The 26,176-nt window shown below is 59.5% G+C and carries 16 protein-coding genes and 6 pseudogenes; 9 read left to right on the top strand and 13 right to left on the bottom strand.

The window, feature by feature from the left end:
- Positions 1 to 27: 27 nt before the first annotated feature.
- Positions 28 to 672 carry an FMN-binding negative transcriptional regulator gene (locus IVB45_RS06660; protein ID WP_247342287.1) on the bottom strand — a complete coding sequence of 215 codons (645 nt, stop codon included), beginning with the start codon at positions 670 to 672 and terminating at the stop codon, positions 28 to 30.
- 753 nt (positions 673 to 1,425) lie between these two features.
- On the opposite strand from IVB45_RS06660, the pseudogene IVB45_RS06665 reads away from it, so the two are divergent.
- The 3 genes and pseudogenes from IVB45_RS06665 to IVB45_RS06675 form a co-directional block, all read left to right on the top strand.
- A pseudogene (locus IVB45_RS06665) lies at positions 1,426 to 1,844 on the top strand (IS5 family transposase); the annotation flags it as partial.
- 90 nt (positions 1,845 to 1,934) lie between these two features.
- The gene (locus tag IVB45_RS06670) at positions 1,935 to 2,303 is read left to right on the top strand and encodes a hypothetical protein (RefSeq protein ID WP_026233973.1); all 369 of its coding nucleotides are present in this window, start codon (positions 1,935 to 1,937) and stop codon (positions 2,301 to 2,303) included.
- A 1,162-nt stretch (positions 2,304 to 3,465) separates the two neighbouring features.
- Positions 3,466 to 6,093 carry a Ulp1 family isopeptidase gene (locus IVB45_RS06675; RefSeq protein ID WP_247282781.1) on the top strand — a complete coding sequence of 876 codons (2,628 nt, stop codon included), beginning with the start codon at positions 3,466 to 3,468 and terminating at the stop codon, positions 6,091 to 6,093.
- Between the two features lie 278 nt (positions 6,094 to 6,371).
- On the opposite strand, the pseudogene IVB45_RS06680 reads toward IVB45_RS06675, so the two are convergent.
- The 3 pseudogenes from IVB45_RS06680 to IVB45_RS06690 all read right to left on the bottom strand — a co-directional run.
- A pseudogene (locus IVB45_RS06680) lies at positions 6,372 to 6,557 on the bottom strand (transposase); the annotation flags it as partial.
- Between the two features lie 171 nt (positions 6,558 to 6,728).
- Positions 6,729 to 7,859, bottom strand: a pseudogene (locus tag IVB45_RS06685) (IS3 family transposase).
- A 123-nt stretch (positions 7,860 to 7,982) separates the two neighbouring features.
- Positions 7,983 to 8,588: pseudogene (locus tag IVB45_RS06690) on the bottom strand (DDE-type integrase/transposase/recombinase); the annotation flags it as partial.
- Between the two features lie 359 nt (positions 8,589 to 8,947).
- Between IVB45_RS06690 and IVB45_RS06695 the strand changes: the two are divergent.
- Positions 8,948 to 10,195 (top strand): right-handed parallel beta-helix repeat-containing protein, encoded by a 1,248-nt coding sequence (locus IVB45_RS06695; protein ID WP_247363272.1) that lies wholly within the window; start codon positions 8,948 to 8,950, stop codon positions 10,193 to 10,195.
- Between the two features lie 406 nt (positions 10,196 to 10,601).
- Complete coding sequence (locus IVB45_RS06700; RefSeq protein ID WP_247342271.1) at positions 10,602 to 11,531, top strand: TauD/TfdA family dioxygenase; 930 nt, start codon at positions 10,602 to 10,604, stop codon at positions 11,529 to 11,531.
- Positions 11,532 to 12,313: 782 nt separating this feature from the next.
- On the opposite strand, the gene IVB45_RS06705 is transcribed toward IVB45_RS06700, so the two are convergent.
- From IVB45_RS06705 to IVB45_RS06725, 5 genes are all read right to left on the bottom strand, one after another.
- Positions 12,314 to 13,573: a carbohydrate porin gene (locus IVB45_RS06705; protein WP_247342268.1), complete on the bottom strand. Its 1,260-nt coding sequence runs from the start codon at positions 13,571 to 13,573 to the stop codon at positions 12,314 to 12,316.
- A 1,223-nt stretch (positions 13,574 to 14,796) separates the two neighbouring features.
- Positions 14,797 to 15,009 carry a hypothetical protein gene (locus IVB45_RS06710; RefSeq protein WP_247363275.1) on the bottom strand — a complete coding sequence of 71 codons (213 nt, stop codon included), beginning with the start codon at positions 15,007 to 15,009 and terminating at the stop codon, positions 14,797 to 14,799.
- 45 nt (positions 15,010 to 15,054) lie between these two features.
- The gene (locus IVB45_RS06715) at positions 15,055 to 15,243 is read right to left on the bottom strand and encodes a hypothetical protein (protein ID WP_247342263.1); all 189 of its coding nucleotides are present in this window, start codon (positions 15,241 to 15,243) and stop codon (positions 15,055 to 15,057) included.
- A gap of 195 nt (positions 15,244 to 15,438) precedes the next feature.
- Positions 15,439 to 16,770: an oxygen-independent coproporphyrinogen III oxidase gene (gene hemN, locus IVB45_RS06720; RefSeq protein ID WP_247342258.1), complete on the bottom strand. Its 1,332-nt coding sequence runs from the start codon at positions 16,768 to 16,770 to the stop codon at positions 15,439 to 15,441.
- A 1,139-nt stretch (positions 16,771 to 17,909) separates the two neighbouring features.
- Positions 17,910 to 18,236, bottom strand: a complete 327-nt coding sequence (locus IVB45_RS06725; protein WP_247342255.1) for a GcrA family cell cycle regulator — start codon at positions 18,234 to 18,236, stop codon at positions 17,910 to 17,912.
- Between the two features lie 545 nt (positions 18,237 to 18,781).
- Here IVB45_RS06725 and IVB45_RS06730 point away from each other — a divergent pair.
- Together IVB45_RS06730 and IVB45_RS06735 are read left to right on the top strand one after the other, a co-directional pair.
- Positions 18,782 to 20,023 (top strand): annotated as a pseudogene (locus IVB45_RS06730) (cytochrome P450).
- Between the two features lie 280 nt (positions 20,024 to 20,303).
- On the top strand, positions 20,304 to 20,900 hold the full coding sequence (locus IVB45_RS06735) for an EAL domain-containing protein (RefSeq protein WP_247342251.1): 597 nt from the start codon (positions 20,304 to 20,306) through the stop codon (positions 20,898 to 20,900).
- A gap of 330 nt (positions 20,901 to 21,230) precedes the next feature.
- Here the strand turns inward: IVB45_RS06735 and IVB45_RS06740 are convergent, their stop codons facing one another.
- From IVB45_RS06740 to fixL, 4 genes are all read right to left on the bottom strand, one after another.
- Positions 21,231 to 21,929, bottom strand: a complete 699-nt coding sequence (locus IVB45_RS06740; RefSeq protein WP_247342248.1) for a helix-turn-helix domain-containing protein — start codon at positions 21,927 to 21,929, stop codon at positions 21,231 to 21,233.
- 103 nt (positions 21,930 to 22,032) lie between these two features.
- A complete protein-coding gene (locus IVB45_RS06745; RefSeq protein WP_247342246.1) occupies positions 22,033 to 22,452 on the bottom strand; it encodes a response regulator in 420 nt (139 codons plus the stop codon).
- A gap of 44 nt (positions 22,453 to 22,496) precedes the next feature.
- Positions 22,497 to 23,114 (bottom strand): response regulator FixJ, encoded by a 618-nt coding sequence (gene fixJ / locus IVB45_RS06750; RefSeq protein ID WP_247342243.1) that lies wholly within the window; start codon positions 23,112 to 23,114, stop codon positions 22,497 to 22,499.
- A 3-nt stretch (positions 23,115 to 23,117) separates the two neighbouring features.
- Positions 23,118 to 24,635, bottom strand: coding sequence for a sensor protein FixL (gene fixL, locus IVB45_RS06755; RefSeq protein WP_247342240.1), 1,518 nt, complete (start codon positions 24,633 to 24,635; stop codon positions 23,118 to 23,120).
- 188 nt (positions 24,636 to 24,823) lie between these two features.
- Between fixL and IVB45_RS06760 the strand changes: the two are divergent.
- Both IVB45_RS06760 and IVB45_RS06765 read left to right on the top strand, forming a co-directional pair.
- Positions 24,824 to 25,650: pseudogene (locus IVB45_RS06760) on the top strand (universal stress protein).
- Between the two features lie 36 nt (positions 25,651 to 25,686).
- On the top strand, positions 25,687 to 26,112 hold the full coding sequence (locus tag IVB45_RS06765; protein WP_247342236.1) for a CBS domain-containing protein: 426 nt from the start codon (positions 25,687 to 25,689) through the stop codon (positions 26,110 to 26,112).
- Positions 26,113 to 26,176 lie beyond the last annotated feature (64 nt).

Genomic DNA, 26,176 nt, shown 5'->3' on the forward strand with positions numbered 1-26,176 from the left:
GGAGAAATGCAGGTGGTACCGCGTCGTTCACAATACGTCGTTCGGGTTCGTCATCGCAATGAGGTGAGCCACACGACGGTCTTCGTCACGGTCGCTCTTTGATAACCCCTCGATGACGCCGGCGCGATCCGCCGCGTTGCGGTTCTGGCTCATCTTCCGCGTCCCATCCAACCGTGTAATTTGCAATCGCAGGCCGACAATCCCCTTCAGCTCCGTTTTGATGAAATCGGCAGGGGCGTCAGACACCGCCCAGCGGTCTTTGCCCGAGCGCTCATGCACATCGGTCAGCCGCGTGACCACCTTTCGCAGCCGATCGGCATCATCGAAGAATTCGATCGGCCCGTAGGCATGCACAGCGACATAGTTCCACGTCGGTACGGCCTCGCCTCTCTCGTGCTTGGTCACGTACCAGGAGGGGCTGACATAGGCCTCCGGCCCAGCGAAAATGGCCATCGCCTCGCCAGCCGGTGTCAGCTTCCACTGCGGATTCGCACGCGCCACGTGGGCGTAAATCGTGCCCATGGAGCCTTCGCGCTCGTCGAGTACTACGGGCAGCATCGTTCCAACAAGCCCTTCGTGAGTAGCGGTGATCAGTGTCGCCGTGCGTGCCTCGCGCATCGTCCGATGAACGTCGGTGATATCGACAACTTGGAAGGAGCGCGGCGTGTACATCGACGAAGCTCCCCGGCAGCCCGACGGAAAGCCGGGCGACTCATGATTCGGACTAGGGTACGCCTCGTGTCGGATCACAGAAACGATCAGTTTTGGTGGGTATTTTCATTCCTCCGCGCTCTAGGCCCCTGGGCCAGTAAGCCTATGATGAGTCAAAGGTGCAGGTGCAGATCGGAGGGTGCGTTTGCACGCTGGCCAGCCGTTGCCTTCCACGGACCGCCTGCAGACGAATTCGGCTCTTCGTGCCGATGACTGCAGCACATGAGCAGCTTCACCTTAGAGCTATGAGTGGGACGCCAGAGTTGCGGCTGAGCCCTTGCCGCATCAGCTCGCCGCGCCGCGAGTCGCAGGTTGGCGGTGACTGGTTGTGCTAGATCCGCGCCGGCACTGGACGGACATATCAAAAGCAAGGAAATCTTGGCCATTCCGGCGGCGTGATGATCGCCGGTCAAGAAGTCGATAAGAGGCGTCCGTCTGTGAGATGTGTCTGGCACGCGACATACAGGCCCAATCTGGCCCACCTATATCGCAGACAGGGGCCTAACATCCGACGTGCAATCCAGGATGACGAGGATCCCAGCCGCGCCGCCTATCTGTTTCCCGCGGGATGCGAATGCACCACGCGTTCTGGTGCTGGTCGAAAATGGCGAAGAGCTCAAGCGCCTCCCGCCGGTCCAGCACGTCAAGAGCGACGGCCCATCCTCCTAGCCTAGGGTCTGTACCTAATTTGCGCCACGTGATTCTCTTCCGCATATTTTGATTCGGGGACGAGCGATGCGTGGCGGCCTGTTTTGGTTGAATGATAAGCAGTGGGCGCGGATAGAACCTCACCTGCCGACGGGACTGACCGGACCGGATCGGGACGACGATCGGCGCATTATCAGCGGCTTCATTCAGATGCTGCAATCGGGTGCGCGGTGGCGCGATTGTCCCCCTGAATACGGGCCTTACACGACGATCTACAATCGCTTCAATCGTTGGGCAAAGCGCGGACGATGGTGCGCGATCTTTGAAGCGCTGGCCAAGCCCGGCAAAGATGCCGTCGCGCTTTCGCTCGACTCGACCTCGATTAAAGCTCACCGGTGTGCCTCCGGCGGAAAAGGGGGGAGCACAATCAAGCAATCGGCCGCTCGCGAGGCGGCCGCACGACAAAACTCCATGCGCTGAGCGATGCCAGGCGGAACGACGATTACCCGCCCAAGGCGAAAGCGGTCGTCCCTGAGCGTCGACGGGCTGAGGCGGGATCGGGGCAGCAGCACGCCATGGATCGCGACGGCGGCGCCGATCTCGATGTGTGCACCCGGGGCCGCACCGACAGTCTTGATGAGCGGCGCGGCGCCGCCGGCGCACGATCCCTTCCGAAAGGGTCCGCGCTCGAGGCCGAAGATGGAAACCGGCCCAGGCGGCGGGCAGACGAACACGAGATCGCCGACGACGACTTGCCGACCGATTGGCACGCCTACCCGGTCTATTTGACGAACGAGAAGAAGCTGGCGCCACGCTCGGTGCAAGTGACCGTCGCGGCGCTTCGATTTCTCTACCGCGCCACGCTCGGCCTCGATTGGGATTTCGACCAGATCATTCAGTGCGCCAAAGGCGCCAAAGACACTGGCCTTCATTCTCAGCCCTGAGGAGGTGCTGCATCGCCAAGCCGACCGACCGTCAGCCCAAAACCGCCGCCGCATGACCGGCCCGTCCGTCACCAAAATTTGGCGATAGCTCATTTCCGGAGCCGGCTCTGCGATCGGGGTTGAAGTCTACGTAGCGTCAGGTTGTACAGTCCGAATCATACATGCGGTGAAGCTTCATGATCGGAAGGAGAGGCTTCAATGTCCTAAGAGCGCAGGTGCGTTTGAGTATTGATTGTGCAGGCACGGCCGGCTGGTTGTAGCTAATGTGAGGACATTGAACTGAAGACGAAGAGAGTTTGCAAGGGAACTTCTCAAACCCCGGACGCCTTCCAACAGCAATGGGGCGGCCCAGTTTCGATCGCGGTGTGGCCGCATGCCCTTCTTGCCTGGAAGGGGGGAGGCGGCACCATGGCTTTTTGGACCGTGCGAGTATTTGGTTTCGTTGGTTTAAGGTTTGGCGATAGCTCAGCTGTTGCCCAGGAATCCGGGGCGCTCTTCTGCGGCAATGCACGAGCTCGGAGCGCGCGCGATAACGGTCCCTTGTTGTTCAATTGGCGATCTTGACGTCTAGCTTTTCGCGCCGGTGTCGCTGCCAGGCGGCTTGAAGAGTCGTCTCATCTAGTAGGAGAGTGGTGTGGAACCGATCTATAACGATCCGGACTATTGGATGCGCTGGCACGCCGAGCTGCAGGAGCTGCAGAGTGCGCGGCAAGAGGCGGATCAAGCTGGCTTCGAGCAGCAATTGGGCGAGCTGCAACTCCGCTCTCCTGAGGAGAGTTCGGGGGGTAGTTCCCCCGACACTCCAGCCGCACGGTCGCATGAAAACATCCAGCGTACGGACGTTGGTGGTTCGATGCGAATGCCGCCAAGGTCCAATCTGCGGAGCAATGCGTTCAGCAGCGCGCGTCACAGCGTCGATGTTCCGCACGCTCATCTTGGTTCGGCTGCAAATAATTACCGGTCTGACTTGCGGGAGGGGCCATTCAGCAGCATGCGCTACGCAGCGCCCTCGGAGGAACAACCTACGGCGCGGACGAAGGACAACAAGCCCCGTGGACTGTTCTCTCGGGTCAAATCAGGACTAAGCAAAGTCTTTGGAGGAAGCCACCGTGAGAAGTGGTCCGGCGGCCCAGCGTTTGATGTCGTCTCCTCGGAGCTTCGCATGGACTTTGCAAAGCGCAGTCGTCCGTCCGAGGCAGACCTGGAGCTGATTGAAGAGTTCAAGACGGCATTGGGCAGCGCGAACCGTACCGCGAAGACGATCGATAATTATGTGATGGCTCTTCGAAAGTTCAGCGAATTCCTCCAACCCAAAGGCGTCACTCTGAACGACCTGCTTGGCAATGCTGAGCTGCTGACAGCCTATAAAGATGAATTTAATAAGGTGGCGAGCGCCAATAGCAGGCACCATGTGGGGCCAGCCTTGAATGCACTCCAGAATTTCCAGGCTGGAAATCCCATATCCGCCCCAGCCTGGGTGGGTACGCGAGCGCAACCGATGCACCCCGAGGACGAGCGGATGATCGGCCAGTTCGTGGAAAACGTCAAAAGCTACAGAGTTGCTCCCGATGGCACCAGAGGCCGCGGGACTGGAACGGTTCCCCCTGATACGATCAGGAACAATATGATAGCGCTCAACGGGTTTGCTCGTTGGCTCCGAGCGCAGAACAAGGATCCCCTGGCTCCTCGGGCGTTCAACGAGCCAAGGTCGCTCGCCGTCGACATCGACGAGTACGTCGAAGCTGGCGGCGATCATGATGATCGCCTCAGCGTGGCATTGTCTCATCTTCGCAGGATCGGGGCTGACGGGCTCCAAGCTGTCGGCGCCGGGCCCCGCCTGATGGGGCGCCAAACATTGGCGGCTCATCCGGAGGACGTCTCCATTATCGATGACTTTTTGACGGACGCTCTATCCAAGCTTGGATCCGACGCGACTCGCAAGGAGAAACACGACGCTTCGACGAAGGCGTCCAGCCTACGCTCTTTTAGTGATTGGCTTCGAAGAGAGGGCAGGCCGAGCATCATGGACCGCATCGAGGGCAATGCTGAGCAGCAGCGGTCATTGAGCGCAGATCATTCGGCGTACCAGAAAGCCACAAAGCCGGGCGCCCCACTCAATCTCTTTCGACAATACCTGGGTCTCGAGACCAGGCGACACAGACAACGACCTCGTGCTTATGACGACGACGCCAGCCTGATCGCGAGCCTGGCTAACGAAGAGCTGAGAAACCTCGACCCAGCTTCCGAACAGAGAAGAAAAATAATTCAACAGACTGCTTCGATCCGACGCAAGTTCAGTGATTGGCTCCGCACAGAGGGTAGGGAGAGCATCGCGAGTCGAATCAACGGCAATAGTGAGCAGCAGCGCTCGCTGGGCGCAGACCTCCGGGCTTTCAGGGAAGCCACAGGGAGAGTTGATAGCGTGGGTCTCAAGAAGCTCAAGCAGTATCTGCTACTCGTTGAGGCAAACAGAGCGCTGGGTGTGAGCTTCCCTGAGCAGAGGGCTGGGTCGAACTCAACCTCAACCTGGGCGCGAGATTTGCCGACTCCGCCGTCCGAAAGTGAGTGGCCGCCGCTGCTAGGTCCGTTTGGGCAGGCCGGCTTGCAGGAACCGGCTAGGTCGAGCTCGACCTGGTCCCCGCGCGTGCCGTCCGACTTCGATCCAAGTGAGTGGCCGGCGCCGCAAGGCCCGGTTGGACCGACCGGTTGGCAGGACCCGGCCGGCTCGAGCTTCACCTGGTCTCCACGAGTGCCGTCCGGCTTCGAGTGGCCAACTCCGGAGGGCGCGCCAGCTCGGTCCTCAGACATCTACCGCGATTTGACTTCTTTCGCTGATCTGCCGTCCACACCGCAGGAAATGCGTGACGACGCCCAGTCAAGGCCGGTGCTCAGCCCGACCGGCAGACCGCCGTTCTTCATCGGTCCATCAGGCAAGCCGCAAGAGCTCGAGGAGATCGGATATCTCGTCGGCGAGGATTGGCAGCATGGCTCACAGGCGGTGCCGGACTTCCTGCTCGATGTACTGGACAATAGAATGCTGTTGCCGAGTTCGCGAATGGCTCCCCAGCCGGTCTCTATCAACGGTGAGACCTACTCCATCGCATTGGGGCCGCGAGGACGCCGCGACGCCCAACTGATCCATCACCCTGGCCCATCCTCGGTTCCTGATGCCCGGATCGGCGCTTCGACGGCGAGTGCCTCTGCCGGCGACCGCAGCGGACGGGTGCTCGGAGCCAGGGAATGGCTGGGTGACGCGCATATCCAGCGGGACTACGAGCTCCTGTCGCAGGAGTTGCGGCAAAGCAATCCAAACCTCGCCGCCCGGACCCGGTTCGTCGATCCTCTCATCGCCTTTCAGGTGGGCCATGGTACGGAGGGCGACGCCCTGAACGCATTCCATCGCATTGTCAACGATCTGAATGGCAACGATACGGCCGACTTCCTGTTCTTGCCGGTGAGTGATGCGAGCGCTACGGACCTCCTTGACCGCGGCTCCCATTGGTCGTTTCTGCTGGTAGATCGCCGCGATCGCGACAGGCCGGTTGCCTATCACTACGACTCCTTAGAGCCATACAATGCCGGACCTGCAGAAACGCTCGCAGCGCGGGTGGGAGCCGATTTGCGAGATGCCCTCATACGCGAGCAGAGGAACGGCTATGATTGCGGTGTCTTTGTGGTCGATGGTACCCGGGAGCTGGTCAGACGGCTCGCGGGAAGACGGCAGGCAGATCTGAACCTCCTCAACCTCGTCGTCGACCGGCAGGCATTGCAAAACCGACTAAGGGGCTGATGTCGGCTTCAACTGAATAGCGCGCGCAGCTGGTTGAAGGGGTTGAAGTGCAACTTCGCCCCGATTGAAGGTCTGCAATCGGCCCGTTCGCAGAGCATGATGGTGTCTCACAACGAGAGCGGAGCCGGAGCTAGCCCGTCTTATTCGCCGGCGTGCTGAGAGGTTGGCGAGCGTGGCGTAAAGCGCTGATGCGGCGTAGGATGTCGTCCGTGAAGTTTCCCGCAACGCGCTGGTTCAAGCGTAGTGCGGCTGGCGGATGATGCACCGGAGCCTCTGCATCAGGGCCGCAAAAGCCGTTCGAACCAGCGCAGCAAAAGGTGGAAGTTGAAGCCGGCGGCGGCAAGGACGGGGTTGATTCGGTCGCGGGCGCGGCCCTTGAGGTGGTTGCGGCTCATGCGGTGTTCGGCCTTGAGGTGACCGATCACCGGCTCGACCGCGGCGCGGCGCTTCATCTCGCGGCGGATGGATGGTCTTGGTGACGCGGCGGACAGAGCTGACCCCGGTTGTTTGGACAGCGCCCCGCGGGATTTAAGTGGATTCCTGCCGGGTTATGCTGAACGCGGGGCCTTACGATTTTGTCGTTGCGTCGGGAGGGCGTAGCCCGACCAGAGCGACGACAAAATCGTCGGCGACGGTCATGCGACCATCACCATAGCTTGCGTGCCGAAGTAAGCCTCGTCGGGCGTGCGCCCGTCAAGGCTCGAGTGAGGGCCTCCCTGATTGTAGAAGGCCAGATACTTGGCAATTGACGCTCGCGCCTCGGACACGCTGTCGTAGGCGCGGAGATAAACTTCTTCGTATTTGACCGTGCGCCAGAGCCGCTCGACAAACACGTTGTCGCGCCAGGCGCCCTTGCCGTCCATGCTGATGGCGATCTTCGCGTCCAGCAGCACATCGGTGAACTCGAGGCGGGTGAACCTGGCTGCCCTGGTCCGTGTTGAAAATCTCGGGCCTGCCGTGCTTCGCCAACGCCTCCTGGACCGCTTCGACGCAGAAGGCCGCCTCCATTGTCATCGAGGCGCGATGGGCCAGGACCCGTCGGCTGAACACATCGACGACCGCCGCGAGATAGACGAAGCCACGCCGCATCGGAATGTAGGTGATGTCCATTGCCCACGCCTGGTCGGGCCCCTCGATCTTCAATCCGCGCAACAGGTACGGGTAGATCTTGTGACCCGGTGCCGGCTTGCTCGTGTTCGGGCGACGATAGACCGCCTCGATCCCCATGCGCTTCATCAGCGTCGCGATGTGGCGGCGACCGGCGTATACGCCCTCCCGCCGCAGCAACGATCGCAGCATACGCGCTCCCGCGAAGGGATAATCGAGATGCAGCTCATCGAGCCGACGCATCAAGGCAAGGTCCTCGGCCGAAACTGGCCGAGGTTCATAGTAGACCGTGCTGCGAGCCAGCTTCAGGACCTTCGCCTGGCGCACGATAGAAAGATCATGACCGCGGTCGATCATCGCTTTGCGCTCAGCAGGCCCGCCTTGGTGAGCGCGCCGGACAAAAAATCGTTTTCCAACGCCAGCTCGCTGATCTTGGCATGTAACGCCTTCAAATCGACCGGCGTCTCGGCCGATGCCTTGTCATGCCCAAACACGCCGGCGGCGCCTTCCAGGAGCTGGTTTTTCCAGATCGTGATCTGGTTCGGATGAACATCAACCAGTTGCGCCAGCTCCGCCAGCGTCTTGTCGCCTTTGACCGCAGCCAAAGCAACCTTCGCCTTGAATGCCGGAGAATGCGTCCGGCGGCTCTTCTTCGTCATCTTCGCTCCTGATTCGCGGCAAGAATCCTCGCCGCTGTCAGGCAGAAAATCCACTCAAGCTACTGTCCGAATTTGCGGAGCCAGCTCTCTTGCCGTGGGGCCGTCCGCGTAGCGCGGGGGGAAAGTGAACTGGATCCCATTGTCGGTGAGAACCGTGTGGATCTTGTAGGGGACAGCCGCGATCAGAGCTTCGAGGAAGGTCGAGGCCGAGGTCCTTCCCGTCTTCCTGACCAGTTGCACGAAGGCGACTTTGCTGGTGCGATCGATAGCGACATAGAGGTAGAGCTTGCCTTCAGCGGTCTGGAGCTCAGCAATGTCGATGTGGAAATAGCCGATCGGATAAGCCTCTAATTTTTTCTTCGGAGGCTTGCTGCCTCCGACCTCCGGCAATCGGCTGATCCCGTGGCGCTGGAGACAGCGATGCAGGGATGATCGCGTCAGATGCGGGATGGTCGGCTGGAGCGCATAGAGGCAATCGTCGAGCGGCAATAGCGTATGCCGCCGGAAAGCGACGATGATCGCCTCCTCCTCGATGGAAAGCACGGTCGATTTGGCTTCTTTGGGGCCTGTCGGGAGATCGGCGACGGTCTCGCGCTCCCTCCACTTCGCGACAGTCTTCTGGTTGATCCCATAGCGCTTGGCGAGCACTCTCAGGCTCTCTTGACTATTTTGTATTGCTCGACGGACCGCCTCCGTCGTCGTGGCGCAGCCGTGTAAAACTTGTCCCATAGCGCATCCTTCGAATCGTGCGATAAGAATGCACCATCAAAACTTGGGACAAACTCCTAGGCCAGACGTGTTGCACCCCACAGTATTCCTCTGACGGGGCTCTCGAAGGTCGACCGCTGCTCTCATCGGCCGTGATTGGCTCAATGGCTACCCAGATCCATCACAGCTGGTGCGGAGCGTGCGGCTGCACCTGTTGCGTAGCATGGTTCCGATATTCCGATCCTGCCTTATTGAGGACGATCTGATGGCGTTAACGCCGGATGCTGATGGCCTATTCCAGTTCAGCATTTGAGTTCGAGAGTTCAAGTCCTCGTGCGGGTTTTCCGGGTAAAAGAGAGCACATGCCTATGAGGGACACGATGAAGCACATCAAACGGTCGTTGCGCGTGCTCGGTGGACTTGCTGTCGTCGTCGGCGTCTCTTCCGTGCTCGGATCGAACTATGTGCGATCGGAAGCCCTCAATGGCTTTGGCTCTGCAGCGACGGGCGGCCTTGGAGGCGAGGTAGTTCAGGTCAGATCAACCAAAGCTCTGAAGTATGAGTTGTGTCGTTCGTACAGCTTCGGGCGCTGCAATGACAATAGTCCGCGCGAGATTCAGGTAGCCGGAACCATAGACTTTACCGGTACGGAAGGGCAAGGCGAGGGGCAGGGTTGCCAATACCGCCGTGCTTGTTCGGCACCGTATAAAAGTGAGTCCCTTCTCCTTATAGATGGCAACGATGCGCATTGCGACGGCAAGGAGAAGACATTGGTCGGCTTCGACAGGGCCGGCAAGCACCCGCTGGAGATTGGCTCAAACAAGACGGTGATCGGCGTTGGCCCGAGCGCGACAATCAAAGGGAAGGGGCTGCGCCTAAATGGGGTCAGCAACGTCGTTATTCGCAACCTGACCATCAGTGATATCAATCAAGGCATGATATTTGCCGGCGATGCTATTGCAATTGCACGAGCCGACCTGGTTTGGATCGATCACAACCGGTTTCATAATATCGGGCGGCAGATGATTGCCGGCGGCCTTGGCCCTACGACGAATATTACGATTTCCTGGAACGACTTCGATGGCAGCGATACCTATTCCTCCTATTGTAACGGGGAGCACTATTGGAATCTCCTTTTTCTTGGTGTCCCGCAGACGATCACCATCGCAAATAACTATTTCCATGAGATCTCAGGGCGGGCGCCGCACATTGACGGTGCCCAGGCTATTATTCATCTCCTCAACAATTACTTCCACAACACGAATGCGCAACAGAGCGGCGGATTCTTCCATGCAGTGGATGCTGGACCATCTGTGCAAGTGCTGATCGAGGGCAACTACTTTGACAACATTGAAACACCTGTAAAGACTGGTAGTGGACATATCTTTGGCTTGTTGGGCAAATCCAGCCGGACCGTGCAGAACATCTGCCTTACCGTGCTCGGACGTCGGTGCATCGAGAACATCGCGAGCCCAGTGCCGCGGATCAATGGCTTTCGCCTGGATGAAGCCGTAGTTCAATCGTTTGGAGCTCTTCCAGGGTCATCTATTCCTCTTCCATTTCCAGCCGATGCTGTTTCGGCAGTGATCACGGCCAAGGCAGGTCCCGGACACCTTGAGAGCCGGTGATGGTCCGTTCGCAGAGGCGGCTCGAGACTGGCCGATTGCCGCAAACTGTTAAGCGGAGTGCGCATACTGGACGAGAACAGCGCGCAAGGCTGGCTGCCCGACGTTGCACGAGGACCGTATGGCCTTTCTCTTCGAGTGCCGAGCGGTACATTTTCTATCGACTATGCGCCCTATACCTTTCGCGGCCGGCCCGGGTGGGTTGGAAAGAGGGTGGGGGGTGGCATCGAGTTCCTGGCAAACTGTTCGACTCAAACCCGGTCCCGTACCTGAGGGACGTTCACAGCTCCGTTTTCCAACTGGCATGGTGCTTGCTCGAGAGTACCCGTAGCGCGAGGCTCGCCTACGAAACCTAGTCACACGCGCCCTAGTCCGCTTGAAGAATCCGCAAAGCTTGGAAATATTCGCAATGAAACAAACGGCTTCGACCGAGAGGGTCATTCCACTGACCGACGTCGTCAAGCGCGCAGCGCGCATCGGTGTTGAAATCGGAAATATTAAGCTCTCGGGTGATTTACCGAGCCAAACCATCGCTGAGATCACCAGCTTGCTGCTCGAACACAAGGTGATCTTCTTCCGCGATCAGGGGCATCTTGATGACGCGGAGCAGGAGCGATTTGCTGCTTGTTTGGGAAGGCTGGTGCCGCATCCGACACTCGGTACGGTCAATGGAACGGCCTCGATCATCGAGCTTGATTCCGCGCGCGGAGGTAGCCGGGCCGATGTATGGCACGCCGATGGAACCTTTCTCGCGGCGTATCCTAGACTTGCGGTGCTGCGAGCCATTGTGGTCCCATCGTCCGGTGGCGATACGATTTGGTCGAACGCTGTGGCCGCCTATCTGGATCTGCCGCGGCCGCTCCAACGGCTTGCCGACGAACTCTGGACCGTTCACAGCAACGCCTTCGACTACGCTGGGACCTGCCGTGTTCGCGAAATCGACCAGAAGCATTTTGATGAGGTCTTTACCAAAACGATCTATGAGACGGAGCACCCGGTGGTCCGTGTACATCCCGAGACCAGCGAGCGCGCCCTGGTGCTCGGCGATCTGGTGCAAAGGTTTATTGGTATCCCAAAACGCGACGGTCAGAAGCTGTTTGATCTATTCCAGTCTCATATCACGGCACCCGAAAACACCGTACGTTGGAGCTGGAAAGAAGGCGATGTCGCGATCTGGGATAACCGCGCAACGCAGCATTATGCGGTCAACGATTACGGTGACCAGCATCGCGTCGTTCATCGTGCCACAATCGATGGTGACGCGCCCGTCAGCGTCGACGGTCGAAGCAGTGTAACGCGCCTCAAGACGACGAAGCACCCGTCCACGAAGGTTGCCTAGCAAGGCTCGGCAAAATTCACCGATCATGCACTGCTCTTATCGCATGTTCGCGCGAATAGATGTTTGAGAAGAGAAGTGAACCCAGCAGAACGCCACGCACAATTGGATGGGAGGGCTAACGCGCCGCAGACTCGGGAGGCGACCTCCTTGCTGGAGTAAGATGCTAAAGCTCGTCTCGACCGACGAAAATGAGTCAGCATTCGAGTGGCGCAAGTCATCCGGCCGCGTCCGGTCGATTTGCCGCCGAAGGGGGGCACGTGTCCGCCGAGCTCGCGCATTGCCTTTCGGCCAGCGCCACGACCGTCGGACAGATATAGCGATTGCCGTAGTTGGGTAGCTTTGGCATCTGTGTCGCGGTTCCGCTTACCACACCTCTTCGGCGTGAACTAAGCTCCGAGGGCACGATTTCGGCCTGTCATGGCAGAGTACGAGCTCGGGCGCGATTCTGACGAGCTGCACCAGCAATCATCCGAAAGCAATGTCGCTGCCGCAAGCTCTGCACTCGATTGAACAAATGAGCATGGGAGATCATTCCGCGGCCGGAGGGTATAGCTCTTGCGCAAGTACGACGTCGGCCTATCGCTCGTAGACCGAAGCAGCAAAGGCTCTAACCTACCATTCCCAACAGCATGCTACATTGGATATCAAGGCTCAATTTACGCGGTACCCGGCTTCGCGTCAGGAGCAAAGCGGATACCAAAATCGCCGTGATGGGTGGCCCATACCGTTGAAAAGGGCGAGTGGGACATCGACTACATGCCGCTCCGCGCAGTCCTCAGAGCCTAGAAGAATACCGACGTAGATACCAAGATATTCAGGGCGTGTCCTGTTTGCGGCGTGTAGGTAATGCTTGTCGGGTGATTGATGTACGTCAGTCCTACGGTTGTATATATCCCGGGCGCCAGATGCGCCGTATACAGTCCCGAAATTGCTGTGCTGTCCCGGTGCGCCAGCTGCTCTTTCGCCAATGCAGCGTCCACCGCGAAATGGCTCCAGATGGTGTTGTTGACAACAAGACTCATCTGATCAGTGGGCCGGCTGTCAAACAGGCCCTTCGCATACAGGCGAAGCTCGTAGTACTGACTAGCCCTATTTAGGTCAGGCGGAGCGTACATCACAGAGAACCCGCCATAGATTCCGCGAGATGCCGAGCCATGGACGGCAGACTGCCAGAATTGCCTATCCGCAGCTACATAGTAGACGCTGTTCGCCTTGGCCGTCGGTTGCGTCGGATGCTGTAGGTCCGTGTAGCTGCTGTTGTTAAAGCCCACGCCAGCCCGCAGCCAAGTCTCGGGTACGCCGGGAGTAGGCTTGTTCTTATAGCAAACTTCATCAAGCAAAAGAATGCCCGCGTCGCGCGTGCTCCAGTTCAAGCCAGTGGGATTTTCGCTTACATGCGTATATTGACCGGCTGGACTAAGCGAGCGCTGGATTGAGAGCTTGTTATATAAGCGATCGTCAAAATTGTACTTCAGATTAAGAGCCGGCGTTGGCGCCCAATTGTTGCTCATGCCTGCTTGGAACAGCATCTTCGACGACGGTCCAAAAACTTTTTCTCCGGCACCCGCAAACTCATGTTGGTTCCTGAGGTAACCCACTTTGAGTTCGATCTTCCTTTCGAACAACGTTTGATAGTAGGAAACTGCACTGATTCCCAGTCGGTCTGGCCCGGCGCTCTTCCATGTCCAATATTGATGCTCGGATCCCACGACGATCTGACCGTCTGGAATTCCAAACCGAGCGAGGTCATAGGTCACGATCATAGAGTTGACCGTACTAAATGTCGGATTCTGGCCGACATATTGTTGATTGGCGATGGTGCTTCTGGTGGCATTACCGACTTGATTGTTGACAAACGTGTTTAGGGTCCAGCCAGCGAATCCAATCCCGAAATCCGAAAGCTCGGATCTGACAGAAGCTGTATCCTGACCTATCGTGTCCGCAGGACCAGGCCCAGTGAACGCCGCACCTTTTTCGCGGAGCTTCTCGAATTTTGCGAATCGGTCAATCTGCTTTTGACTTCTGCTCTTGGCGGTGTCCACCTCACTGTCGGGCGTTGTACTAGACATAGCTGCTTTTGGCAGCGAGTTCCCAGAAAGGCGCGCCGCTGCTTTGGGCCGGGCGCTTCGGAAGGTTACAGCCGGATTCGCGATTGTTTGGCTTCTTGCCTCAGCGAGCTCATCGGGGCTGTGACTTCTAGGGCCAGAGTTATCACCACCTTCTGCCGCCGCCGAACTGCCGGCAAGACTAGCTATCAGGGAAAGGAGAATACGCCCTCTTGGCTTCGCACTTGGTCGAGAGATGAAAGCAAGACGCCAGCCGAGTATGCCCGCATGGATACTGGCGCTATACCGCAACGATGCATAGTGATTTCCACGTCCGTCGATTTGAATAAAGTGCACTTCCACCTGACGGCCTAGAGCGGTTCGCGATCCTTGTGCTCGGCGGTCTAGGTGACGCTTGAGGCCAGGCGGCATCTCTATGCCAACGAGACCCGCTCAGCCTTCCGCGCTATCACCCTGCTGGCGCAGCTTGACCAACGTGGTGGTACCCAGCGCGACACAACCCAGCCGCTCGATCGCTAATCGAATGCAAGCATCTGCTGCACCATGTCGACACGGAGAGTGGCCTGCTCGATGTGAGCGTTCGCTAGGATTGGCGGCCGGCGCACGGAGCCGAGGGATTCTCACGACAAATCCGCTGCCACGACGAAAAGCAATGTTCTTCAACAGAGAGCCGCCCAGTAGTTGAGCTCGCATAACAACACGCCGGACCCGAGAAACGCCGCCCGCAGCTCGGTCCATGGGATGAAGCACAGGCGAGCAGAAGGGGCTAACATCTTTTGACGCCCGTAAGCTCGCTGAGGCCGGCACAAGGCCTTGATTGGCTCTCATGGGAAGATGGAGAGCGCGATTGGAGGCGTTTTGATAGCTGCGGGACCAGACAGAACATCCATCAGCTCCATTGGATTTGCCGGAACTATATCGCATCGCGACTTCTTCCTTGATGTGGCCCGAGCGAGTTTCACCGGCACTGACTGGCATGTGTCCGTCATCTCCATCAATTGCTAGGTCTGGTAGTTGACCGGGCGCGGGACGTCGGCCGTCGCTGTGCGAATCGTAGGTATCGTGCCGCTCGGCGCGGACCGTCCCGGCGTCAGGGACGAACTCCGGTATGGCAGCATCGAGGGGGCAAGTCGGGAAGGTCGCTTCGATCCCGGTTGCGCGCGTGTCGCGCCGGCGCTGGTCCTTTTGTGCTCTTTGGTCTAGCTCATCGCGTCGACCAGTTGCTGCTCTGGATTGCACGCGGCGGTCCGTAGCGATCCCGGTCGAGCGGCGAGCATGCACATCAATACGATCCGTCGTGCATCCACGAAGCGCTCCTCTTTGCTGGGAGTTCGTATCCAGCGTAGACCGCAGGCTGATTGCGGTATCCCGGGCTGCCAGCGCTTGAGCCAGGTCGAGATATCTTCGTACATCCGGACGAACTCGATCAGGTTTTCGATACCGAAGTCGCTGAACGCCTAGATCTCATCTTCTCCGACGCGGTAGACCCAGATGAAGCCGTCCTCGATCGCCATTTTGTTGGCGACGTCCCGCAGCCAGTCGTCGTCCCGGTCGAGGTCCGCGGCCACACGGGCAATGGTGGTGATGTGATGAACTTTGTCGGTCGCGCCGTTTGAGCGGACAGCGTTGCAGTCGGGAACGTCCAATTCCCGGCAGCCAACTCGCCTAGCTGCTCTTCGCGGCTAGGGCCGGGTCGGCTCTCGTCGCGCAGCTGCACACGGAGTCCTTTATGAATTTGGCGCTGTACGTGAGTGCACCAGGTGAGCGAAATTCGTTACCCGGGCTTCTGGGCGCGTGACGGAACGTAATGCGTTCATACGATTAGCGCTCGTTGGCTGGTCTTAACAGAGCGGCGCGCCAAGATAAGCATCGAATGCGGCCGCCACAGCGCGAGCTAGAAAACGATGCTCCTGCCTCACGCGGATGAATCCCTTTTCCACCTCCACGATCCCATCCTCGACGAGCATTGCCAAGCGGGGTGAACCGAGGAACGGGACCGGGTCAAATCCATGAGTAATGCAAATTGCCGGCACGTCGACCTCGAAATCGCACATCAGCCGCTCGATGATTGCGGCCCGGACGTGGTCTTCGAGGCTGAGAGAGTAACCCTTTGCCGTCGCCAGACGGCCGGCTTTGATTTGGCCGCTGTAAGAACCCGCTGCAACTTCGTTCTGGACGTAACCGTCGCCAAGGCGGCCGATCGCCGACGGGCCGAAGCCGATGACTTTATGGCAGGTGTCGGCCGAGTAACCCAGTGAGTTCCGCCGCAGGCGACCGGCTTTCTGAGTCAGCGCGAGCTCATCGTCCGGCAAGGCGAAATGGTCGAGTCCGATTTGGCGGTAGCCCGCAGCAAGCAGTGTATTGGCCATCGCCGCGGCCTGTTCTGCACGGGCAGGGCTGTCTGGCAGCGTTGCCTCGTCGATCAGGCGCTGATTCTTCTTAAAGGAAGGAACGTGCGCGTAGCCGAATACCGCAAGCCGGTCTGGTCGCATGGCCACCGCCGTAGTCGCGGTCTGAACGCAGGACTGCACCGTCTGATTTGGCAGACCGTAGATGAGGTCGAAGTTGATGCGGATTACTCCATGCTGCCGCAGCATTTCGACAGCGCGCTCCGTTTGTGCCTCACTCTGAACGCGGTTAATGGCCTTTTGAACAATTGGATCGAAGCTCTGGACGCCCAGGCTCGCGCGGTTCACGCCGGCAGCCGCTAACGCTTCGGATGTGGCGAGCGTGAACGTGCGCGGGTCGATCTCAACAGCGATGGCGGCCGTTTTCGAAACCGCAAAGCGGCGGCGCAGAAGTTCCATCAGTACCCCGAACTGCGCGGGCTCGATGAGGGTCGGCGTTCCACCGCCGAAGTGCACGTCGCTCACAGGCAGCCGTTGCGGCACCTGCGCCGCGACCAACTCGATCTCCTTACGAAGAACCGCCAAATATTCTAGGATGGGTGAATCCCGGCGAGTGATGCTTCGAGCGAAGCCGCAATACCAGCAAATCGATCGACAGAACGGAACGTGGAAATAGAGCGACACGGACTCATTAACCGGCAGGCGCTGCAGCCATTTCTCAGAGGCTTCGGCGCCGACCACCGTGGAGAACTGGGCTACAGTTGGATAGATGGTGTACCAAGGAAGGCGAGCATCGCAATACTTTTCCAGGACCGAGGTCTGCAACGATTGTTATCCTATGTTTACGAAGTTTGTGGTCGCAAGCGAAGTCTTTTGCATTCCGTTTTGCCGATAGTAATCCGGAATGTCGCTAGACAATTGGAAGCTTGCGTGACGGCCGATCTGCTGACGAAACGCGGTGTGGGATAGCAAGCCGTTCCTCTCGAAGACAGAGAACAACTGCTGCAGGCGAGATACTCGAATCAACACGGCCACGGCGGAGCCCCAGATTCAACTCCGCTTCGCTAATCTCCGACGTTCGCCAACGAGACATCCACCGGGGCCGTTGACGCTGCTAGAGCTCGAACTGCTCCACGACCTGACTCTTGCGAGGTTCATCGAACAAAATTGATACATCGCCTCGCAATCTTCATCAACTGACCAGGTTTGGTAGTTGACTTCTGCCTGGCGTATTCCCCATCCACCCAGGGATCCTGCGCCGGCTCGGGGACATCCCGGTACGTAGTCGAACTTCACCAATGCGCGGATCGTCGGTGTCGCGCGGCGCCACGGCTGTTGGCGTGAGTGTGTTCTCGAGTTGGTATGGAAAAAGTAATGACCGGGTAGGCGAGCGAGACGTGATCGATGCAATTGAACAGCCGTTTCAGACTTGCCACCGGTTTTGCACAGATCGTCAAGGCATCTATGGTGGGTGGTGGTCGCCTTCGTGTGTCTGGGCACTGCAGGGGTTTATTTTTTTTGACCGACGTCAGACAATATATCGAGAGCTCGGCGGTCCGTGAAGTTGCTCCAAGGCTGAGCTTGTCACCGACGCCGGGGCGGTACCTGTCGGAGGTTCCATCCGGACAGGCTCACGGTCAAGCGGCTTCACCCGAGCTCGTGTACATCGTCGGGCACGGCGTGTGCAGAAACTTCCAAACACCGGCGCAAACCAGGACGTCGGCGCTTCCCCGAAGACGCATAGCCGAAACTGAGGCTCAAGAACCAGAACGCATTCTTCAAATTCAGTGCATCCAGCCTCTTGAGATTGGATGAATCGACCTACGATCGAGCCTCCGCCGCGAACATTCTACTCGACGCCACTGTTCGTCCCATAGCCACAAAGCGCGTAAACCAACAAGCAAATCGTCCGAATGGACCAAGTACGGCGCATAGCCCGGGAGATCGCGGTGCGCCTGATAGTTCTACGCGGGATTCCTGACTGCCTCAGCTAGCATCGCGTAAAGCTGCCGCTTGCTCATTTCCTGAGGCTGGCTATCTAGCGCCTTTTGCGACAGCTTCTTTCCGACGCAATCGCGACCAGCCGCCATCGCCGTCGGCCCTCGCTTCGGGGCGGGTCTAATCTTGGGTTTTGCTGTTGGTGGCTTGTGACCTCGAGTGAGGCCCAACCGAGCTAGCCTGCCGCAAACTGCGTTGCGACTGCACTCGAGATGACGCGCGATCTGCGCGGCACTCTGTCCCGCGGCCCAGAGCTTTTCCAGCTGTGCCAATTCTCTTCTATTCCAGCGCATGGACGATACTTTAGTGCCAGTTGTGACGTCAGGTTAGTTTACTCTTCGTCCGGCTCGCGCACGATCGCCGGTTTGGTCTCCTGTTCATTCATTCTACGAAAGCCCGCATCGCGAGTAAGGAAAAACGAGTGTCCTTGGCACACCGCGCTCTCTTGTTAGTCCCTACCGTGATTAGGGTCCCACCTGCTCGCGCAATATAAGTAGTCGAGTGGCAACCGGGCGTGCCGCTGGGTGCCATCGCGGCGAGTGCTTGCGTCCTGATGTTGACTACCACAAAAGCGAGTTCGCGCGCCTCCCCAATCTTGATAGGGGAGCTTCGCTCGCCTTTCCACTATTCTTTATCGACGGGGGCCGAACCAAGTTCCCAAGTAACTTCGGCCGTAAGATAATTTCAGAGAGCTCTCGCGAAGCCGAGCCATGGACATGCGTCACACATTGTTACTGTACGGCCCAGCTCGTTGTGTTTCGACCGAGCTTCCATGCGAGTGCAAAATAGCGCATGAGCCGATCTTTCAAAATTTCACGCCAATGTCCGCGAGACAATCATGACAGCCTTATCGGCAGAGAACGCTTGCGAGGAGGCTGACATCTCGCTGAGCCACCTTGATGTAAGCGAGCCCAAGCGTTTTTAAGGTGATACCGTTTGGACTTGTTTCGAGCGGCTGCGAAGGGAAGATCCCGTCCATTATTGCGAAGGCAGCCCGTACGGTCCATATTGGTCGATAACAAAATACCGCGACATCGTAGGCGTGGATTCAAATCACACAATTTCCTCGTCAGAGCGAAGCGTCACAATTGTGGACCCGCCGCAGAAGTATTGGACTCCCAGTTTTATTAAGATGAGTCCTCCTGTCCATGCTCAGCAGCGTAAGACTGTCAGTCCGATCGCGGCATCGGAGAACCTGGCGAAGCTTGAAGGCTTGATCCGCTTGCGGGTTCAGAAGATATTGGACGGTTTGCCGCGCAATGATACCTTCAACTGGGTCGATAGAGTCTCCATCGAGTTGACGACCAAATGCTGGCCACGCTGTTCGACTTTCCATTTCAAGATCGACGGCTGCTGACCTACTGGTCGGACGTAGCCGCCTTGAGTCCACAAATGGGCCACCAGATCGACAGCTGGGAAAAGCGAAAGGCGGTGCTGTCCGAGTGCTTGGACTATTTCACACGGCTTTGGAGCGAACGGGAAAAATCCGAGCCGCGCGCTGACCTAATCTCTATGATAGCGCATTCACCGGCGACCCGAAACATGGAGCCATGTGAATTCCTGGGCAACCTCATTCTGCTGATTGCTGGAGGTAACGATACTACGCGCAACTCAATTACCGGGGCGTCTTGTTCATGAGTCAAAATCCGTCCCAACTGCGAAAACTCCGCGATGATGCTTCGCTAGTGCCCGGGGCGGTATCCGAGATTATACGATACCAAACGCCTAGCGCGCATATGCGCCGGACCGCTGTGGACGATTTCACGATAGGGCACAAGAAAATCAGGCGAGGCGATAAAGTTGTGATGTGGTACATCTCTGGCAACCGAGACGACGAGGTTATTGCTAGCCCCAACAGCTTCATCATCGATCGGGAAAATGTACGGCAGCATCTCTCTTTTGGCTTTGGGATTCATCGTTGCGTGGGTAGGCATCTTGCAGAGCTGCAGCTGAAAATCCCTGTGGCAGGAGATGCTGAAGCGATCTCTGGAGGTAACGGTGGTCGGCGAGCGAACCGGAGCGAGTTCAATCCAATTTTGGGCACGGTTATTCCGCACTGCCGGTGCAGATTCCAGGTTAGTCTCGGTTGCGAGCGACATTCAACACTGGTCATATCGTGCAGAACCGGTTAGGACCTCGTGGAGACCTGTTGTCTCGGTAAGTTCACCGGGGTTGCCTTGCGGGCTTCTGGGTGTTTTGACGATTGCCGGCAGGGCCACAGTGCCCGATCCGAGGGCCCCGGCAAGGCCTTTTTGGCGGTAGGCTGATCGCGCTTAAGCGGCGTGAGCGGCGCTCTGAGGCTGGTCGGTTGCCCAGATTGACGACCGGGTGCTGATGGAGGCTTGCCGTGAGGCCGCGTCGTGGAACCGACTCTTGAGGATCGCCGTCAACGTTTCGGCCGCGCAATCCGCAGGGAGAACCTCGATGCGCAAGTCCGCAAGGCGCTGGGCAAAAGCGGGCTGTCGCTGGCCGGCCTCGAGCCCGAGATCACCGAAGGCGTGCTGATCGAGGATGTCTTGCGCGCGAAGAAGACGATGCAATTGCTCAAGAGCCTCGGCATCCTGATCGCGCTGGACGACTTCGGGACCGGGTATTCCTCGTTGTCCTACCATCGAGGCCTTCCCTCTCGACTGGATCAAGATCTATCGGGCATTCGTTGGCTCGCTTGGACAGAACGAGCGATCGTTGGCCATCGTTCGCGCTGTTATCGGCTCGCTCAGGGTCTTGGCGTGCCGGTGCTTGCTGAAGGGATCGAAACGAAGGTCCAAATGTTGCTCCTTGTCCAGGAGGGCTGCGATGAGATGCAAGGCTACTTGATCGGACGCCCGCAGCGTCTTGCGGCGGAAAGTCGGTCCAAGCCGAGGGTCCCATCTCTCGTCCAGTCGGCCTCATGGGGGAGATTGCGGCGGGCTCGACAAAGCTGTCTTCAGGATTCGGCATTGAAGGACCCGGACTGAGATCCAGACCAGCGTCACTGGTGCGAGAGCTGCCAGCAGGCCGGTACCGCGAAAATCAGGATGATCTAGAGGACGTCAACATCCAGCGCCGCATTCGCCTGCGCGCACCGTAACGTCAGGCCGGCTGCTAGGCCACAACCTCATGGGAGAGGTCGAACCGGTTTGGTCGTTTGGGGCTTCAACTCCGCCGCAGCAGTTGGCACACGTTTTGGCAACTCTGATCCTCTTGGCCGGACACGCAGCCCGCGGCTTGATTGCGGCAAGAAAGGCCCGCCGAAATGCGTTCGGCGGGCCAAGTCGGAGAGGAGAAACGCGGCCGGGTGAAAGCGATCAGGCATCGAGATTGTGCAGGCGCTGGCGGTTGTGCAGTACGATCTGGCGGGCGCCGGAGAAGCCGAGTATGCGCTTTGCGTGAAGCTGCGAGAGCGCGCGCGACACGGTCTCGAGCGTGAGGCCGAGATAGTCGCCGATATCGCGCCGACACATCGGCAGTGCCATCATGCCGGCGACGGCGAGGCGGCGATCCATTTCGAGCAGGAAGGTTGCAACACGCTCCATCGCCGTCTTGCGCCCCAGCAGCAACATGTGATCTTCGGCGTGACGCAGCTCGCCCGCCGTCATGACCCAGAGCTTGCGCGCGACCTGTACGTCGGTGCTGGCGGACCTTTCGAGGCTGGCTCGCTCCACGAGGCGTATGCTGGTGGCGATAATCGCTTCGGCCGCAAGGCGATGCGTCTGGCCGGGTTCGAGGCCGAACACGTCACCGGGAAGATGGAACGCGCCGATCTGACGGCGGCCGTCGGAGAGCAGCTTGTAGCTGCGCACCGCGCCGGAGACGACCTGATAGACATATTCGGCGGGCTCGTCCTCGCCATAGATCTCCTCGTCCTTGCGATAGGAGAACTCGGTGGCAACGAGGCCGGCATGTCCGGCGATCGCGCCGAACTGTTCGGACACGGAACGCGCGGGAGCGATCTTACCGCCGATTTGGGTCTTAATCGCCTGGGTCTTGAGCGTCTGGGTCAGCATCTGCGCCATCTCCGTTGTGATGGTGCATTGGTACGCGGGATCGCGCGATCCGGAAATTTCGAGCGATATCTTAAGGAGGTTTACCTACGGAGAATCCCGTAGGTCAGTGGCCGCGCCTGTCCTGGATGGCGTGGCGGATGCATTTCGCCAGGTTTTCATCGAGGAGCGGCTTCAAAATCACGTCCTTGATCCCTGCCGCCGCTGCCTTTACCGAGATATTTCCGTCGGGATAGCCGGTGATCAGGATCACGGGCCTGTCGGCGTCGGATTGGCGCAGCCGCCAGGCCAACTCGATGCCATTGATGTCAGGCATCTTGTAGTCGATCACGTAGCAGTCCGCGCCGGGCGGGGTCGTCGCATTGAGCAGCGCCGGAGCGCTCCTGAAGGTCTGCACGGCAAAGCCCTCGGTTTCCAGCAGGAAGCGCAGGGATCCCAGCACCGCGGCATCGTCGTCGACCACGTAGACGGTGGGCTTTGCCGATGCGCCTGGGGGCCGCTGATGGGGCGAGCCGATCTCGATCATGCCTGCGTGGCTATCACAGGCCCGCACAAGTGCCTTGACCTGCCTCAATCCTTCAGCATGCCGGCGCGCATCGCCAGCCGGACCAGTTCCGAGAGGCTGTTGGCCTGCATCTTGGTCATCACATTGGCCCGGTAGACCTCGATCGTGCGCGGGCTGATGTCGTATTCGCGGGCGATCAGCTTATTGGAGAGACCTGCGATCAGCCCCTCCATGATCTGGTGCTCGCGCGGGCTCAACGAGGCCACACGGGCGGCCATATCCTGCGCGATAGCCTCGTTCTTGGCGACCGGTTCGGCCCGGCGGATCGCGGCCTCGATCATGGTGACGAGGCGGTCGTCCTCGAACGGCTTTTCCAGGAAGTCGACCGCACCAAGCTTCATCGCTTCGACTGCGAGCGGCACGTCGCCGTGACCGGTCATGATCACGATCGGGAACGGACTGTGCTGCGCCTTCATGCACTTGAGAAGCTCGATTCCGTCAACGCCCGGCATGCGGATGTCCGAGACTACGCAGCCGAAGGCGAGGCCGGGCAGGGCGCCGAGGAAGCCTTGCGCATTGTCGAATAGGGTGACGCCGAAGCCGCAGGAATCCAGCAGGAAGTTCAGCGAGTCCCGCATCGCCTCGTCGTCGTCGATGACGTAGACATGTCCCTTGGTTGTCATGAATCAGTTCTCGTCGGCTGCCGGGAGCGTGAAGCGGAATGTTGCGCCACCCGATGCGTTGCTCTCGGCCCACATGCGGCCGCCGTGAGCCTCGATGATGGAGCGGCTGATGGACAGTCCCACGCCCATGCCGGTCTCCTTGGTGGTGAAGAAGGTCTGAAACAGGTTTGAAATGACGTCGCCCTGGAAGCCGGACCCGCTGTCGGACACCTCCACTTCGATCACATCATCGGCGATGCGGCTGTTGGCAATAACGAGCTCGCGCCGCGGCGACTGCGCCATTGCTTCCAGCGCATTGCGAAACAGATTGACCAGGACTTGCTGGATCTGCACCCGGTCGGCGAGGACGAGATCGGCGTCCGGATCGAGCTTGAAGCGGAGCTGCACGTTCTGCTCGCGGGCGCCGGCAAGCCCAAGCGCGCCGGCTTCCTCGATCAGCTTGGACAGGCTCTCGACCCGCTTCTCGGACTCGCCGCGAGACACGAAGTCGCGTAAGCGCCGGATGATCTGGCCGGCGCGCAACGCCTGTTCGGCGGCGCGGTCCAGCGCGCTTTCGATCTTCCGTGTGTTCGGGTCGCTGCTGCCGGCGAGCAGCCGTCGCGAGCCCTTCATATAATTGCTGATCGCCGCCAGCGGCTGGTTGAGCTCGTGGGCGAGCGCAGAGGCCATCTCGCCCATCGCGGTCAGCCGCGAGACATGGACGAGCTCGGACTGCAATTCCTGGAGCCGCGCCTGGGTCTGTTGATGCTCGGTGAGGTCGCGGATGAATCCGGTGAAATAAGGCTCGGCGCCCGACTGCATCTCGCCGATCGCCAAATGCATCGGAAAGGTGGTTCCGTCGCGGCGCTTGCCTGTCACGATACGCCCGATGCCGATGATATGCGGATCTCCGGTGGTGCGGTAGCGCGCGATGTAGCCGTCGTGGCGGGTGCAGTCGGGCTCAGGCATCAGGATGCTGACGTTCTGGCCGATGGCCTCCTGCTCGGGCCAGCCGAACAGGCGCTCGGCCGCCGTGCTGAAGAGCTGGATGATGCCGTGGCCGTCGATGACGATCATTGCATCGGGAATGGTCTGGAGGATCGACTGGAGGTGAGTCTCGCGGGTGCGCAGTGCCTCCTCAACCTGTTTCTCCTCGTTGACGTCGAGAAAGATGCCGCTGAGATGGCGGGCGGCACCGGCGTCGTCCCGGATGAGACCTGCCCGGGCGCGAATCCAGCGCCCCAGGCCTGAGGCATTGGCAACTCTGAAGGATACGTCGAAGCCGCCGCCGTGGTCGACGACATGCTCGATCGCGCTCTCCAGGCGCGCGCGGTCCGCGGGACCGAGGCGCGAGAGAAGGAGTTCATAGCTCGCCGGTTGATTCCGTTCGATGCCGAGCAGCATTCTCGCGGTTTCCGACCACTCCAGCTCGCGCGTCCTGAGATCGAGATCCCAGGTGCCGACGCCAAAGCCTTCGATCCGGACGCCGAAATGCTCGCCGCGAGCGTCCTCTGGCGGATGCGTTACGCGGCTCAGCGACAAGCTACTGCTCCCATTCTCCCGCGGCGGGGTTCCGTGGCGGCAATTTCGCCCAAGGCCGGACCGGAGGCAAGTTCGGATGTCTGATCGGCGGATTTCTCCCAACTGGGCGCCGAAAATTGATCTACCTCATCCTGCCTTGCGTCGGCGCGGCTAGATATCCACAGCAACGTACTGCCCGGAGGCTCCCGATGACATATGCGACCGTGGTGGTCAGCCTGGCGCTCGATCAGCCCAACGAGGCACGTCTTCAGGTCGCGGGCGAACTCGCCGAGCGGTTCGAGGCGACCATTGTCGGCGTTGCCGCGGCGCAGTTCGCTCCGCCGCTCTATTTCGCAGATGGCGCCGAGGCCCTAGGGCTGATCGATCGGGAGCAGGCTTCCGTCAGGAACGCCTTGCCGAGCTGGAGGCGCAATTCCGCGCCGCGACGAAGGCGCGCGGCGGACACTCGGAATGGCGCAGCGCCCTGGATTTTCCCAGGCGGTTTGTCCTGGCGCAGGTGCGGTGCGCCGACATCGTCGTCAGCGGCGGATACAGCCCGCTTTCTCCGATGCCTTTTCGCTTGCAAGCCCGAAGGATCTGGTAATGCAGGCTGGCCGGCCGCTCCTGATGGTAACCGACGGAGTCAACTGGCTCGATCTGCGTAGCGTGCTCATAGTCTGGAAGGACACGCCCGAGGCACGGCGGGCGGTTGTCGATGCATTGCCGAGGCTGCGCAACGCGAAGGACATAACCATCGTCGAGCTTCCGGAAGACGCTGGCGACGGCTCGGCCGCGATGGGGCGCGTCACGGACGTTGCCGCATGGCTCGCTCGCCACGGCCTCGCTGCGATCGCGCGCATCCCGGAAGCCGCGAGAAACCAAACCGCCGCCGCGCAATTAGAGAAGATCGCCTATAACATCGGCGCCGGCTTGATCGTCGCAGGCGCATCATTCGCGCTTCCGCGAGCTGATCCTCGGCGGCGCCACGCATCATCTGATGACGCAATCGGCCCGCTGCGTGTTGCTGTCGCACTGACGGCTGGCGAACCCAGACCAATCGAGGAGGACGCGCGTGTACAAGTCTCTTGAACAGACCGTCGGCGGCTACATGATACGCAACGTACGGACGGCTCAGTGCGATCTCGACCTGCTCGAACTCAGCGAGATGTTCGAGCGCGACGATTTCAACTCCTATCCAGTCGAGGATGACGGGCAGGTGGTCGGCATCGTCACCAAATTCGACATCCTGAAGTGTTTCGCCTTCACGCCGAGCCAGATGCTGCCGCGCTATCCCGACCTGATGAGCCGCAAGATCGGCGACGTCATGACGCCCGAGTTCATCTATGTCAGCCCCGACACGAGGCTGACGCGCGTGCTCCAGATCATGGTCGAGCATCGCATCAGGAGCATCATCGTGCTCGACGGCGCACAGAAGCTGGTCGGCATCATCGCCCGCGAGGACGTCATCGCGGCGCTCAAGGCCACCGCGCGGGACTGATCCCGCGATTTCAAGCTCCGTGATTTTCCGGAGGCAATGCTTCGCGGTGTGCGCCGTGCCGTGC

Origin of the sequence: Bradyrhizobium sp. 4 (assembly GCF_023100905.1) — a bacterium.
Classification (GTDB): Bacteria; Pseudomonadota; Alphaproteobacteria; order Rhizobiales; family Xanthobacteraceae; genus Bradyrhizobium.

Excerpts from the sequence above, each read along its gene's own strand:
- IVB45_RS06660 (WP_247342287.1), bottom strand. The coding sequence starts at position 672 with ATGTACACGCCGCGCTCCTTCCAAGTTGTCGATATCACCGACGTTCAT.
- IVB45_RS06670 (WP_026233973.1), top strand. The coding sequence starts at position 1,935 with ATGGATCGCGACGGCGGCGCCGATCTCGATGTGTGCACCCGGGGCCGC.
- IVB45_RS06675 (WP_247282781.1), top strand. The coding sequence starts at position 3,466 with ATGGACTTTGCAAAGCGCAGTCGTCCGTCCGAGGCAGACCTGGAGCTG.
- IVB45_RS06695 (WP_247363272.1), top strand. The coding sequence starts at position 8,948 with ATGAAGCACATCAAACGGTCGTTGCGCGTGCTCGGTGGACTTGCTGTC.
- IVB45_RS06700 (WP_247342271.1), top strand. The coding sequence starts at position 10,602 with ATGAAACAAACGGCTTCGACCGAGAGGGTCATTCCACTGACCGACGTC.
- IVB45_RS06710 (WP_247363275.1), bottom strand. The coding sequence starts at position 15,009 with ATGTACGAAGATATCTCGACCTGGCTCAAGCGCTGGCAGCCCGGGATA.
- IVB45_RS06725 (WP_247342255.1), bottom strand. The coding sequence starts at position 18,236 with ATGCGCTGGAATAGAAGAGAATTGGCACAGCTGGAAAAGCTCTGGGCC.
- IVB45_RS06740 (WP_247342248.1), bottom strand. The coding sequence starts at position 21,929 with ATGCTGACCCAGACGCTCAAGACCCAGGCGATTAAGACCCAAATCGGC.
- IVB45_RS06745 (WP_247342246.1), bottom strand. The coding sequence starts at position 22,452 with ATGATCGAGATCGGCTCGCCCCATCAGCGGCCCCCAGGCGCATCGGCA.
- fixJ (WP_247342243.1), bottom strand. The coding sequence starts at position 23,114 with ATGACAACCAAGGGACATGTCTACGTCATCGACGACGACGAGGCGATG.